The 13787-nt window shown below is 39.7% G+C and carries 12 protein-coding genes; 6 read left to right on the forward strand and 6 right to left on the reverse strand.

Annotated features, from left to right (window positions below; genetic code table 11):
- Window positions 1-102: 102 nt before the first annotated feature.
- Window positions 103-729, forward strand: coding sequence for an isochorismate family cysteine hydrolase YcaC (ycaC, locus tag B806_RS0107635; protein ID WP_002052204.1), 627 nt, complete (start codon window positions 103-105; stop codon window positions 727-729).
- 20 nt (window positions 730-749) lie between these two features.
- Window positions 750-1724 carry a LysR substrate-binding domain-containing protein gene (locus tag B806_RS0107640; protein WP_017402823.1) on the forward strand — a complete coding sequence of 325 codons (975 nt, stop codon included), beginning with the start codon at window positions 750-752 and terminating at the stop codon, window positions 1722-1724.
- 104 nt (window positions 1725-1828) lie between these two features.
- Here B806_RS0107640 and B806_RS0107645 read toward each other — a convergent pair whose 3' ends face one another.
- Both B806_RS0107645 and gabT read right to left on the reverse strand, forming a co-directional pair.
- Window positions 1829-3277, reverse strand: a complete 1449-nt coding sequence (locus B806_RS0107645; RefSeq protein ID WP_017402824.1) for an NAD-dependent succinate-semialdehyde dehydrogenase — start codon at window positions 3275-3277, stop codon at window positions 1829-1831.
- Window positions 3274-4566, reverse strand: coding sequence for a 4-aminobutyrate--2-oxoglutarate transaminase (gene gabT, locus B806_RS0107650; RefSeq protein WP_017387542.1), 1293 nt, complete (start codon window positions 4564-4566; stop codon window positions 3274-3276). The genes B806_RS0107645 and gabT overlap by 4 nt, the downstream gene beginning before the upstream one ends.
- 156 nt (window positions 4567-4722) lie before the next feature.
- On the opposite strand from gabT, the gene B806_RS0107655 reads away from it, so the two are divergent.
- The gene (locus B806_RS0107655) at window positions 4723-6222 is read left to right on the forward strand and encodes a PLP-dependent aminotransferase family protein (RefSeq protein WP_017402825.1); all 1500 of its coding nucleotides are present in this window, start codon (window positions 4723-4725) and stop codon (window positions 6220-6222) included.
- A 60-nt stretch (window positions 6223-6282) separates the two neighbouring features.
- Here B806_RS0107655 and B806_RS0107660 read toward each other — a convergent pair whose 3' ends face one another.
- On the reverse strand, window positions 6283-7725 hold the full coding sequence (locus tag B806_RS0107660) for an amino acid permease (RefSeq protein ID WP_017387544.1): 1443 nt from the start codon (window positions 7723-7725) through the stop codon (window positions 6283-6285).
- Between the two features lie 305 nt (window positions 7726-8030).
- The gene (locus tag B806_RS0107665; RefSeq protein WP_002117406.1) at window positions 8031-8579 is read right to left on the reverse strand and encodes an XRE family transcriptional regulator; all 549 of its coding nucleotides are present in this window, start codon (window positions 8577-8579) and stop codon (window positions 8031-8033) included.
- Window positions 8580-8647: 68 nt separating this feature from the next.
- Here B806_RS0107665 and B806_RS0107670 point away from each other — a divergent pair, with 68 nt between their 5' ends.
- The 3 genes from B806_RS0107670 to B806_RS0107680 all read left to right on the forward strand — a co-directional run bounded on the left by B806_RS0107670 (window position 8648) and on the right by B806_RS0107680 (window position 10535).
- Window positions 8648-9343, forward strand: coding sequence for an AzlC family ABC transporter permease (locus B806_RS0107670; protein WP_029768967.1), 696 nt, complete (start codon window positions 8648-8650; stop codon window positions 9341-9343).
- Window positions 9340-9663, forward strand: coding sequence for an AzlD domain-containing protein (locus B806_RS0107675; RefSeq protein ID WP_005804463.1), 324 nt, complete (start codon window positions 9340-9342; stop codon window positions 9661-9663). Before B806_RS0107670 ends, B806_RS0107675 begins: the two co-directional genes overlap by 4 nt.
- A 320-nt stretch (window positions 9664-9983) precedes the next feature.
- Window positions 9984-10535: a recombinase family protein gene (locus tag B806_RS0107680; protein WP_017402827.1), complete on the forward strand. Its 552-nt coding sequence runs from the start codon at window positions 9984-9986 to the stop codon at window positions 10533-10535.
- 8 nt (window positions 10536-10543) lie between these two features.
- On the opposite strand, the gene B806_RS0107685 is transcribed toward B806_RS0107680, so the two are convergent.
- Complete coding sequence (locus tag B806_RS0107685) at window positions 10544-11743, reverse strand: reverse transcriptase domain-containing protein (RefSeq protein WP_017402828.1); 1200 nt, start codon at window positions 11741-11743, stop codon at window positions 10544-10546.
- Between the two features lie 710 nt (window positions 11744-12453).
- Window positions 12454-13575, reverse strand: a complete 1122-nt coding sequence (locus tag B806_RS0107695) for a type ISP restriction/modification enzyme (RefSeq protein ID WP_171061160.1) — start codon at window positions 13573-13575, stop codon at window positions 12454-12456.
- Window positions 13576-13787 lie beyond the last annotated feature (212 nt).

Genomic DNA, 13787 nt, shown 5'->3' on the forward strand with positions numbered 1-13787 from the left:
AGACTTAATCACGACATAAAACTCAACTAGCATAATTTTAGGCAATAACGACCTACTCAATAATTTTTGATTATTTATTTTGATAACACGAGGACATAAAAAATGGCTCAAGATTACGTGCGTTTAGACAAGGATAATGCTGCGGTTCTTTTAGTTGACCATCAAGCAGGTTTACTTTCTTTAGTTCGAGATATCGACCCAGATAAATTTAAAAACAACGTATTAGCGCTTGCAGATGCAGCAAAATATTTTAATTTACCCACTATTCTTACGACTAGTTTTGAAAATGGTCCAAACGGTCCTTTAGTTCCAGAACTAAAAGAACTTTTCCCAGATGCACCATTTATTCCACGTCCTGGTCAAATCAACGCTTGGGACAATGAAGACTTCGTAAAAGCAGTTAAAGCGACAGGTAAAAAACAACTGATTATTGCAGGTGTGGTGACTGAAGTTTGTGTGGCATTCCCTGCACTATCTGCACTCGCAGAAGGCTTTGAAGTGTTTGTGATTACTGATGCTTCTGGTACTTTCAACGAATTAACACGTGATGCTGCTTGGGATCGTATGTCAAAAGCAGGTGCTCAGCTGATGACTTGGTTTGGCATGGCTTGTGAATTACACCGCGACTGGCGTAATGATGTGGAAGGTTTAGGTGCGTTGTTCTCAAATCATATTCCTGATTACCGCAACCTGATGACAAGCTATAGCTTCAATACCTCACAAAAATAAGTTCAATTGCTAAGATTAGAGTGCTTAAGCGCTCTAATCTTAAATTTAAAGGGATTGATCTGACATTGATAAGCTCTTTTGATGATTTTTATTATTTCTATTTAGTCGTAAAACACGGCGGCTTTAGTGCGGCTAGTGAAGCCGAAAATATTAGTAAATCTAAGCTCAGCCGACGCATTATTGACCTTGAAAATAAATTTAATGTCAGCCTGATTCAAAGGACAACACGTCATTTTAAGGTGACCGATTTAGGCCAAGAGTTTTATGAGGAATGCTGTAAGGTTATTACTCAAGTTGAATGTGCAGAAAACGTGTTATTAAAGCAAAAAAGTGAGCCTCAAGGTCTGGTAAAAATAAGTTGCCCACCTCTGATGATGCATTTTCAAATTAGAAAAATTTTAAATCAGTTTTTAAAAACCTACCCCAAAGTTGAGATTGCTCTTGAGCTAACAAGCCGTCGAGTAGATATCTTGCATGATGACATCGACCTCGCGATTCGGACAAATTTTGAACCGAATGAAGATTCGAATTTAATTGTTCGTGATGTGATTAAAACCGATCATTGTTTGGTGGCTTCGCCTGAATTGTTGCAAGGTCGCATCATTGAACATTATTCAGAATTACAGGACTTTCCAAGTATTAGCTTAGGTACTCAAAAGCAAAATCCTATTTGGCATTTATGCAATATTCGTAATGGTGAAACTGTTGATGTGCCTTATCAACCACGAATCAAAAGTAATGATTTGGCTGGTGTGTATTATGCCGTCATGGATGGTTTAGGCATTGCCGACCTTCCTTTTTTGACCGTCGAATCTGAAATTCGTAAGGGTACGCTTATACATATTCTTCCTGACTGGAAGTCGAATATTGGTACGCTGCAATTGGTTTATGTTTCGAGAAAAGGCCAGCGTCTTGTGGTTGAAAAGCTCATTGAAACGCTGATTGATGAACTCAGGCGTTTGCCTGAAAGTCGTGATGGCTATCTATCGACTTAAAATAAAAAACCGGTCACGAATGGGCATGACCGGTTTTTTGTGAAACATCACATACAGCATAACTGTATGTTTTCGTTCAGAACAAAACGAACTCGCTTTATTCCTTACTCAGATAAGTCTACGCAGAGGTATTTCATTTCGACATATTCTTCGATGCCGAATTTTGAACCTTCACGGCCTAGACCTGATTGTTTTACGCCACCAAACGGAGCAACTTCGTTTGAAATCGCGCCCGTGTTAATGCCGACCATACCGTATTCGAGTGCTTCACCTACTCGCCATTGACGAGCTGTGCTTTGCGTAAATAAATAAGCAGCTAAACCAAACTCGGTATCGTTCGCCATTGCCACTGCTTCATCTTCAGTTTTAAAGCGGAATAGTGGTGCAAGCGGACCAAAAGTTTCTTCTTTAGACACTTTCATGTCTTGCGTTACGCCAGTTAAAACTGTTGGCTCAAAGAATGTGCCGCCAAGTGCCGAGCGTTGACCACCAATACGAACTGTCGCGCCTTTCTCAGTTGCATCTGCAATATGAGACTGAACTTTTGCAATCGCATCTTCATCAATTAAAGGCCCTTGAGTTGAACCTTCTTGACGGCCATCGCCAACTTTAAGCTTAGACACAGCTTCAACCAAACGCTCTGCCAATGCATCGTAAATACCGTCTTGAACATAAATACGGTTAGCACATACACAAGTTTGACCGCTGTTACGATATTTACTTGCCATAATGCCCTGAACTGCTTGTTCAAGGTTAGCATCGTCAAATACCACAACTGGTGCATTACCACCAAGTTCAAGTGAAAGCTTTTTAATTGTTGGCGCACATTGTTGCATCAAGATACGGCCAACTTGCGTTGAACCAGTAAAGCTTAACTTACGAACAATATCGCTTTCGCATAGGGTTTTGCCCACTTCAACCGCATCACCACTAATGTTAATTAAAACATCTGCTGGTAAGCCTGCCTGTAAAGCCAATACTTCAAGCGCATAAGCGGTTAACGGCGTTTGTTCTGCTGGTTTAACCAACATTGAACAACCCGCAGCAATGGCGGGGCCTGCTTTACGCGTAATCATGGCAGCCGGGAAGTTCCACGGCGTAATTGCAGCAGTAACACCAATCGCTTGTTTAATTACGAGCAAACGTTGGTTTGGCAAGGTTGGTGTTAAAACTTCACCATCAATACGGCGAGCTTGCTCCGCAAACCAGCGGATGAATGAGGCTGCATAACCAATTTCACCACGTGCTTCTGCTAATGGCTTACCTTGCTCAGCTGTTAAGATTTGAGCCAGATTTTCTTTGTGCTCAAGCATGAGGTTGTACCATGCCAATAACACATCAGCACGAGCCAAGGCAGTTTGCTTTTTCCAAGTAGCCTGCGCTTTTGCTGAACGGTTAATTGCGGCTTCAACCCCTGCACGGTCATAGGTTTTTACCCATGCCAAAGTTTCACCTGTAGCAGCATCATTAACTTCGATATAGTCATTTGATGCAGGTGCTTCTAATGAAATATCAGGATGTTTTAATAAATACTGCAAATTATTTTGAATCATGCAGATTGCTCCATTGCTTTTGCACTACCTGCTTTTAGAGTTGCAAAACCTTGTTTCAAGATATCAAGGCCTTGACGGAATTGCTCAGCAGGAATGGTTAATGGATATAAGAAACGAATTACATTACCGTATTTACCACAAGTAAGAAGTAACAGCCCGTTTTCCATTGCATAGTTTTGTACAACTTTTGCTTGTTCAGCCGTTTCAAGCTCTACCGCAACCATTGAACCCAATGCACGAATATCAGTTACGACGTCGCCTGTTGCTTGTTGAATATCTTTAAGTGCAACAACCAACTCTGCACCTAATTCATTTGCACGTTCGCATAAGTTTTCTTCTTCAATCGCGTCAATCACTGCATGCGCAGCTGCAACCGCAATCGGGCTACCTGCGTAAGTACCACCTAGTCCACCTGGGTTTGGTGCATCCATCACTTCTGCACGGCCGACAACACCCGAAATTGGGAAACCGCCGCCCAAGCTTTTTGCCATGGTGATGAGGTCTGCTTTAGTCTCGTAATAGTTCATTGCAAACAATTTACCAGTACGGGCAAAACCTGATTGCACTTCGTCAGCTACAAGTAAAATGCCGTGCTTGTCGCAAATTGAGCGTAAACGTTTTAAGAACTCAGCTGGCACAACATTGAAACCGCCCTCACCTTGTACTGGCTCAAGCACAATTGCTGCAACATCATGTGGTGCAATATCTTCACTGAAAATATCTTCAACGCTTTCGATTGCCGCATCTACTGAAATACCTTTAGCAGGCACTGGGTAACGTGCATGGAAAACACCCGCTGGCATCACACCGAAATCACGTTTGTAAGGTGCAGTTTTACCTGTCATTGCCATCGTCATGAATGAACGACCGTGGAAACCGTTACCAAAAGTGATAATGCCATGGCGACCTGTGTAACAACGAGCAATCTTCACCGCATTTTCAACTGCTTCTGCACCTGTAGTGAAAAAAGCAGACTTTGCAGGACCAGCAATTGGCGCGCGTTCATTAATACGCTCAGCTAAAGCGACATAGCTTTCATATGGCGTTACTTGATAGGCAGTATGCGTAAATTTAGTGAGTTGCTCAGTCACCGCTGCAATGACTTTAGGGTGGCGATGGCCTGTGTTTAAAACAGCAATACCACCAGCAAAGTCGATAAATTGGTTGCCTTCCTTGTCCCAAAGCGTGGCATTTTCAGCTTTTTCCGCATACCACTGACACATCACGCCTACGCCACGTGGAGTTGCTTGCTGTTTACGTGCGTTAAGTGCAGAATGTTGATTATCCATTTGATTCCCTCATATTTTCATCATCAGTTGCAGCTTTGGTTTCTTGCATCCTGTGCTTAATTTTCAGGGTGCTTTACAACGACTGCCTATGCATGTAATTTCGCTCGTCTGATGCCAACTGACGAGAGCCACTTTTTAACTGTAGGAGAGAGCCAATTGCGTAGTTTACTTGGAGATCATTTGCTGCAACGACTCCAACAGGACACTGAAGGGAAACTACATCAACGCCTTTTCCGTTGCCTGCGTGGTGCCATTATTGATGGAGTCATCCAGCCCAAGACTCGTCTACCTGCCTCACGCGACTTAGCCAGTGAAATTCATGTTTCAAGAAATACAGTGCTCACTGCCTATGAGCAGCTACAAGCTGAAGGCTACTTAGAAGCTCGTACGGGACACGGCACATGGGTTGCCGAAAAATTACCAGAGAGTTTTTTAAATACACAAAACAAGAAAAAAGTAGTTTCTAGCCCGAAAGTTCAAAATTCTTATGCGCTATCACAGCGTGGTTCCAACTTATTGGGCTATGCCGCAGCGTCGCCACACCAATGGGGAGCTTTCGTGCCGGGAGCACCAGATGTGACTGAGTTCCCACATCATATTTTTAGTCGTATTCAAGCACGTTTAAGCCGAGAGCCTGACATTAACCGCCTGATTTATAGCAATGCTGGGGGATGTATTGAGCTTCGAAGTGCATTGGCAGATTACTTACGTGTTGCGCGTTCAGTCCAGTGCGATGCTGACCAAATTATTATTACCGAAGGCATTCACCAAGCGATTGATTTAGTCTCACGTGCGCTCAGTGATATGGGAGACAAAATCTGGATTGAAGATCCTGCTTATTGGGGAATGCGTAATACATTGCGTATTAATGGTCTCGATATTCAGCCGATGCCTGTCGATGCTGAAGGCATTATTCCTGAGGAAAATCCGGCAAAGCCTCCTAAACTCATTTTTGTCACACCTTCCCACCAATATCCGCTTGGCTCTCACTTAAGCCTAAACCGCCGACGTAAACTGATTGAGATTGCCCGTCAGCACAATAGCTGGATTGTCGAAGATGACTATGACAGTGAGTTCCGTTTCTCAGGCCAGCCTTATCCATCTTTACAAGGCTTAGAAAATGATGCGCCTGTGCTGTACATGGGCACGTTTAGTAAAACCATTTATCCATCTCTTAGAATTGGCTATTTAGTCGTACCTAAGCCGCTCTTTTCGCCATTACGAATTGTGGCAGCCGAGCTTTATCGTGGTGGGCACTTGCTTGAGCAAAAAGCCCTAGCTGAATTTATTCGTGAAGGCCATTATGAAGCGCATATTCGCCGTATGCGCCTACTTTATGGCAAGCGCCGCGACTACTTGGTGAGCTTAATTCAACGTTATCTTGGTCCCGAATTTATTCATGAATATGATGAAGCGGCAGGATTACATCTGGTTTTAAAACTGCCAAACTCTTGCGATGATGTCGCGATTGCAGCCACAGCGCTTGAACGTGGTGTCAAGGTTCGTCCACTGTCTCAGTACTACATGCAATCACATGCACATGCAGAACGTGGGCTGCTTATGGGCTTTGCCTGTGTAAATGAAAAAGACATGGTGATGGCTTTTGGTGTCTTGCTCCAGTGCTTACGTGAAGCAGGTGTACCCACACTGAATTGATCTTTTTATCTGAGCAAAATAAAAAAGAGCCTCATTGTGAGGCTCTTTTGGTTTAAAAATTTAAACTAACTTTTCTTCATGGCTATGAGTTAAATGAGTCGCTCTACGCTCTTTACCCCAACCTAGCTTTTCAGACAACAAACCGAAGAACACAATAATGCCGAACAGCGCTGTGGTGTAAATCACTTCTTTAAAATAGGTGCCTTCAATCAACATGGTAAGAATTGCACCAATAATTGCAAAGATCACCACGTAAGTTAGATAAGGGAACATCCACATTTTAAAGTCAATTTTTACGCCTTCAGCCTCTAATTTTTTACGCATACGAAGCTGAGAATAAGCAATGGTCAGGTAAACATACAGTGTTGCCGCACCTGTTGTTAGCATGAAAAAGTCATAAACATTCATACTCTCGGTTGCAGTTAAAACTACGGCAATCACAGAGAAGAAGCATGACACAATCACGCCTACCCAAGGACTGCTTTTACTGTTTACAGAGCCAAAACTTTTCGGTGCATCACCACGTTTAGCTAAAGAGAACAACATACGTGAACACGTATAAAGAGCTGAGTTAAAGCAACTACATACTGAGGTTAGAACCACGAAGTTTACGATATGGCGCGCGCCAGGAATGCCTAGTGCAGACAACGTTACGCTATAGGTTCCCCAAGTTGAATCTTTCAAAAGTTCATTGTTGTGAGGAATAAGACATACCGCAACGAACATTGAACCAACGTAGAATAAAATAATTCGCCAAACCACCGAGTTTGATGCTTTACGAATTTCTTTCGATGGATTTGCCGACTCTGCTGCCGCTACCGTAACAATTTCAGCACCAATGTAGGCAAACATGACTCCAAGCAAAGCTGTGATAACGGATGAGCCGCCATTTGGCATAAAGCCTTGAGAAGTTAAATTACTAATACCAGAAGCAGCCGGATTACCCCAAGGCCACAAATGCATGATCGCTAAACTACCAATCACAAGGAAAATAACAATCGCGATGACTTTGATGAGAGCGAACCAGAACTCAAATTCACCATAGTTTTTCACGTTTTGTAAATTAACAACAACCAGTGCACCAATCACCACGACCATATAGACCCAGATCGGTATAAACGGGAACCAATTGTTTAGAATTTTTCCTGCCACATAGGCTTCCCACCCCATGAGCATGGCCAGAGTACACCAGTACAACCAACCAATTGAAAACCCTGCCCAACGGCCAATCGCACGGTCAGCATAAGTTGAAAAAGAGCCACTATCAGGGTTTAAAACGGCCATCTCGCCTAACATACGCATGATGAACCAAACAAGTAGACCACCTAAAGCGTAAGTTAAGAAAACTACAGGTCCAGTATTGTAAATAATACTGCCTGAGCCGACGAATAGAGAACCACCAATAACCCCTGCAATCGAGATCATGGTCAGGTGGCGTGATTTGAGTCCATGTTTTAAACTTTGGGAGTGATTGGCTTCAGAACCATTTTGATGAGCTGCCATATCATTTTCCTTAATATATGGAGGATATCGGCTAGTCTCGGAAATCCTCCGAAGCCAAAAAATATCCCCTAAAAATTTAGCCGTTCTGCCCAATTCCTAAAACAGAAAATTCACTGAGCTTATCCGGCGCTTCCGTATGCATACTTCCAATAGCTTTAATTTGTCGTTTCGGCACTCAAGAAACGAGAGCCATTTTTGTAATAAAAGAGAGAGCCAATTGCAAAATTTATACGCAAAATTGGCCCTTTTTGTAGGGGATGCTGGTAAATGGCTTTTAGTTTTTATTTTAATCAGATTGAATTTCTTTAGTTTTGTTCAGAAATTAATAATGCTTTTGTACCAGTTTCTAATGCTCTAAATATATGTTTCTGGTCAGCTGGATAACAAATATAGTCTCCAACTCCAAGCTCAACAGCTTCATCAATTAAGCCCACTAAAGCTTTACCTTCAACCACAATAATATGCTCCACAGAACCAACTGGATGCGGCTCTGAAAGACGGTCTTCGCCCGGCTCAACAATCAGTAAATACACATCTCGACGGGCATGTGGCGGACAAGTCGCTAACAAAATTGCTTTGTAATTGGCAATCTCAGAGCTCACTGTTGGCCCATCACCACAGCGAATCACTTGTACCTGATTACTCGGTTCTTCCATCAACCTTGCAAATGGAATATTTAGTGCAACACAAAGTGCCCATAAGGTTTCAATGCTAGGGTTACCTTGCCCTGCCTCTAATTGTGACAATGTAGATTTAGCAACACCTGCACGACGAGCAACCTCTGCCAACGAAAGCCCTGCTCTTTGACGTTCACGCGTTAAACCTTTGGCAATAATTTCAATTGGCTGAGACATTCACCACATCCGTTCTATAAAAAAAACGATCGTTCGTTTTGACAAAACGATCAGACTTATTCATTATAATGGAAAATCGTTCGTTATATCATGCTATGTCCACATACTCTTTGATTAAAAAACTAAGTAAAGACACTACCCGCTCGATTTTCTTTGTATGTCTAGCGACGAGTGTCGTTGGTATGTCTTTAGGTTCACTCGCTGCAAGTTATGGCTTAGCGCTCTGGATCCCGCTTTGTCTATCCGTGTTTGTGCTCGCAGGAACTGCTGAATTTATTTTTATTGGTTTCTTGGCTGTAGGTGGTAGCCCAATTGCAGCTGCGATTGCAGGACTACTCGTCAATTTAAGACATCTACCTTTTGGTATTGCGGTCAATGAACTAATCCGTGGCAAATTCTCTCGATATTTCGGAGCTCATATCATGAACGATGAAAGCGTTTTGTTTGGTATGGCACAGCCCGATTTTGAAACAAAAAAGGCTGCTTACTGGCTATGTGGTATAGGCATCATGCTCAGTTGGCCACTGGGTGTAACGGCGGGTTATTTCATTGGAAGTGCTATTCCAGACCCTAAAACATTTGGCTTAGATGCCATTTTCCCCGCGATTTTAATTGCACTTACTTTTAATGCTTTAAAGAATAAATCTACTCGAAAAGCTGCATTTGCTGGATCAACTTTAGCACTGATCACCACACCTTTTTTGGCCTCAGGACTTCCAATTCTGATTTCACTTTTTGGCTTGATATTTGGTAGAAAGAAATGAGTCAACAATTACTAATTATTTTAGGTATAGGCTTGCTAGCACTTGGAACGTATGGGATTCGCTTTGCTGGGTTTCACTTGGGTGCCAAGTTCTCTTTTTCTGAAAAATACCAAGTTTTACTCTCAAACGGTGCGACTGTTTTGCTCTGTGCGATTGCCGTGACCACTACATTTTTTGAAGGTCAACATTTCGCAGGTTTTGCACGTATTTTCGGTGTTGGCTTAGCACTGTTATTGGTTTGGAAAAAAGTACCGCTGTTATTAGTGATTTGCTTGGCAGCTGCCGGCACGGCACTTATACGTTTGCTTGGAATTGAGTAATAAAAAAGGCGAGATAAACTCGCCTTTTTTGAAACTTTGATTAAAATGGATATATATACTAAAAACAAATATATTCTTATATTACAATTGATTATATTTAAACGTAAAGTATTTTGTCAATTTTTTTATTGTAAATTTAACAAAACTACTTACTGCACAATACGACTAATATGTCACAAAGACACCTCCATAAAATTAGTGTTAATTAAATGGTCGTTTTCTTTACATTTAAAACATGATCCTAAAATTACATTTTTTATTCAAAAGAATGTAAAGAAATTGCGATAATAAATCTATGTAAAGTTTAGGTACGTTTTATTATGATTATTGGATATGCTCGGGTCAGTACACATGACCAAAATCTAGATTCACAATTAGATGCACTCCAAAAGGCAGACTGTGAACAAATTTTTCAGGAAAAGATAACAGGAAAAACTAAGGATCGTCCTGAACTGATAAGTTGCTTGAAAGCCCTAAGAAAAGGTGATGTTCTGATTGTTTGGAAACTTGATCGCCTTGCCCGTTCATTAAAAGATTTAGTCGAGATTATTACTGACTTAAATCAGCGTGAGATAGGCTTTAAATCGCTTACAGAGGCTATTGATACCACCTCTGCTACTGGCAGGCTAGTGTTCCATATTTTTGGAGCATTAGCTGAGTTTGAGCATAGTTTAATTCGTGAACGTACCATAGCAGGTTTAGATGCAGCGAGAGCAAGAGGACGTAAAGGTGGGCGCAAACCATCCATGTCTGAAAAAGATATTAAAAAGGCCCAAGCTATGTTACGAGATCCTCAAATTACTAAAACAGAGGTAGCAAAACATTTTGGAGTAAGCCGAGTAACGCTGAATAGCTCACTGAATAAATCTTAGAATTGTTCTTAGTTGCTATCTAACAAGAATTTCATATATTGGGGATGTATTTTCTTAATATCTATTCCTAACCCTTGGAATAGTAAACTAATTGCATCTTCCTTTTCTTTTTGTAGCCTATTATTAAAATCTTTTAAATTTTTGGAGTCAGCATCACTATAACAATGCTGATAGCCTGAAACTATCTGCTCCATCCTAGTTATAGTTTTACTAAAGTTTAGCTTCATTTTAATATTACCATTGATATTCGTTAGATGATTTAGACTATCTCTAACATTTTCAATGACATGAGATGGAATATACCAGTCATATTTGGAATTTTCATATCGCAAGTCTAATCCTAAAAAATTTACTGTTTCCTTTTCAGAAATAATTTGTGTTTTTGACTTTTCATCGATTTCAGGAAGTGTTAAACCTAAGCTACTCAATTCTTGGAAAACTGATTCAAATACCTCTTTACACTGCTGTTCGGAATCAAGAAAAAATATCAGATCATCCGCATAACGGACATGTTTATATTTTTGCTTAATAAGCCAATTATCAAAATCATTTAAGTAAAATGATGCCAGTAAAGGTGATAGAGGCATCCCTTGTCTGACACCTTTCCCAATCTTAGACTCAATTAGCTTTTTATGAGTCTTTGCATATTCATGAGGAATACTTGGATCGCAGCAAATTATGGATTCAAACAAATAGAGTATGTCAGTTGGTATATTTTCTCGTATTTCCTTTAACAAAGTTGCCCGAACTAAATTATCAAAAAACGATGCAATATCTGTTTTTAAAACAAAGGGCTTTGTATTTCTTAAATCTTTTGCCTTTTGTCTTGCTCGAAATATACCTACACCTGAAACAGAAAAATCGTTAGATTTAAGTATAGCTAACTCATGTTTTAAGTTCTTGGCGATGTAATCTATTAAAATCATCTGCACTAGACGATCTCTAACGGTTGGTATGCAGATTAAACGTGGCTTTTTACTAGGATTCTTTTTATTCTCAATAATTACAGGATACAGTTTTTGAAATCTGTAGCTTTGAGTTTCAATTAATTTTATTAAAGATTCTAATTGAACATTTAAATTATTCTCAAATTCTTTAATTGAAACATAGTTGGTATGATATTTTTTATCATAATTTTTAATATTTTTTTGTTTGAAAATTTTAAATTTTTCATCAAAATTTTCTTTAACAAAGTCTTTAAAAAACATAATTTTATATCTCTTTCTTCTCCATTGCGTCCTTGTAAAGCTATCTCGCAACGGTTAAAAAGGGACACATCCATTCAAATGGTAATAGCTCTTCTCATCGGTGATAAGACTAGCCAGTCCATCCTCATGGTTCTGTTCTGATGCACATTTCTGTGTTGTCGAGCGAACCAATGGTTTACAACAGTGTGAGCAATTTATTGCCATCTTTTTTCTTGAAATGCTGCTATCAGTATAACATAAAACAACATCGAGAATCAACACGAAAAACTCCACAATTATCAACATAACCACCTGATTTTCCTGATAATTTTTTGACAAAAATATCAAAACCAACTGAAACAACCACTTGACAATATAGAGAATATCGGTTCTCCAAACCGCCCGTAGCCCCACGCCCACCATCTTGAAAAAGCCAAGTACCCCCCAAGTAATGATAGCAAGGGGACTGTTACATCCATTCAAATGGTAATAGCTCTTCTCATCGGTGATAAGACTAGCCAGTCCATCCTCATGGTTCTGTTCTGATGCACATTTCTGTGTTGTCGAGCGAACCAATGGTTTACAACAGTGTGAGCAATAGTAGGGTTTTAACCGACCATTTAGATATTTGAAATATATAAGAGTATTTGTATATCAGCAACATACAATAAACAATCAACTGTAATAAATAGTAAAAAACCATTTAGATAAATCTAAATGGCTTTATATTTCTAAATATCCAACTTCGGTAAACTTCTCACAATCTTCATTGTTTCCAAACTTACTGTAATCACACGCAAGAACAAATCCAATGGGTATCTAGCATCACCCATAGTTTCAATTGCCCAATCATTCGCATCATTCACAATACCACTGTCTTTATGTGTAGAAACGCCTTGACGCTCCATTACCCATTCAAGTGCAGACTTACCGTTTACCACGTAGTCATAAGCCTCTAACGGTATTTCACGGATAGTAATGGCATTGTTATAAATCACCGTATCCTTTTGGTCTTTTTTCGGGAATTTCATTTTGGTCACATAGAAGTCTTTATCTTCTAGCTGCTTTAATGATTTATTGCCCAAGTCCAATTTAGCTTTATACGGGTCTACAGTTTCATAGTTTAAATGCCAATGTGCCAAATCTCGCCCTGCTTTAGAGAATGCCCAGAAATCTTTGGCTTTTTTCACGCATGGAATACGTGGTAACTCTTTGGTAAGGTTGTCAGCATAACGACTACGATAATCTTCACTTTGTAATAAGCCATACACATAGTAGAAAATATCTTCCTTGCTAATCGTTTCAGTCGGGTAAGCATCTTGAAAATGCTTTAATCCTTCATTACTGATCGCATCATTCCGAGCATATTTTCCATCTGTCGTGTTAGTTTCAGCATGGCTAAATAGGTCATCAGCCTTATTTTCTGTTGATGTTTCTTCGTAAAGGTAAAGAGGGAAACATTGATCATTTGCATGTAATTGAATATCAGGAACTGAATTGGTGATAATGCAAGAAAAGTCTTTTGGTGTGCCTGTACCTGTTAGTGAAATTGTTAAATTTATTGAATCTAATATTGGGAATATTTTTGGAATTTGATACACCATTTCATTTAATCTGCGATTAAAGTACATCCAAGATTTTGTAAATGGTCTATATGTAGCTGTATAAATTGAAGCAGTATCAAAACTTAGATGCTTAGATTTTTTTAAATCATTTTTCAATGCTCTAGTACAACTAGTTTTCGTGGAATCATTGTTAATCAAATCACCTATCTCTATATTCGGTTGAGCTTGAATTAATGGTTGAATACGATTTAGCTCAGAATTATAAAATTTATAATGTAATACGCCAATAGAACGATCTCGTTGGCGTGGATTTCGTTTTTATATTTATAGGTCAAACGATCAGCAGGGATTAAGCCTGATTGCAATAATCGATTGATGAATGTACCAGTGCACGTGTAAGGATTACAACAATAACTATGGAAATTTATAAATCAATGTATTTTAAAGAAAAAATTAATATCCAAAATATCCATGATTCATCAGAAATCATGGACAAAATT

Origin of the sequence: Acinetobacter sp. TG2027, assembly GCF_000302435.1 — a bacterium.
Taxonomy (GTDB): Bacteria; Pseudomonadota; Gammaproteobacteria; order Pseudomonadales; family Moraxellaceae; genus Acinetobacter; species Acinetobacter pittii.

Coding starts and splice junctions, on each gene's coding strand:
- B806_RS0107675 (WP_005804463.1), top strand. CDS start 9,340: ATGAGTCAACAATTACTAATTATTTTAGGTATAGGCTTGCTAGCACTT.
- B806_RS0107680 (WP_017402827.1), top strand. CDS start 9,984: ATGATTATTGGATATGCTCGGGTCAGTACACATGACCAAAATCTAGAT.
- gabT (WP_017387542.1), bottom strand. CDS start 4,566: ATGGATAATCAACATTCTGCACTTAACGCACGTAAACAGCAAGCAACT.
- B806_RS0107665 (WP_002117406.1), bottom strand. CDS start 8,579: ATGTCTCAGCCAATTGAAATTATTGCCAAAGGTTTAACGCGTGAACGT.
- B806_RS0107660 (WP_017387544.1), bottom strand. CDS start 7,725: ATGGCAGCTCATCAAAATGGTTCTGAAGCCAATCACTCCCAAAGTTTA.
- B806_RS0107670 (WP_029768967.1), top strand. CDS start 8,648: ATGGAAAATCGTTCGTTATATCATGCTATGTCCACATACTCTTTGATT.
- ycaC (WP_002052204.1), top strand. CDS start 103: ATGGCTCAAGATTACGTGCGTTTAGACAAGGATAATGCTGCGGTTCTT.
- B806_RS0107645 (WP_017402824.1), bottom strand. CDS start 3,277: ATGATTCAAAATAATTTGCAGTATTTATTAAAACATCCTGATATTTCA.
- B806_RS0107685 (WP_017402828.1), bottom strand. CDS start 11,743: ATGTTTTTTAAAGACTTTGTTAAAGAAAATTTTGATGAAAAATTTAAA.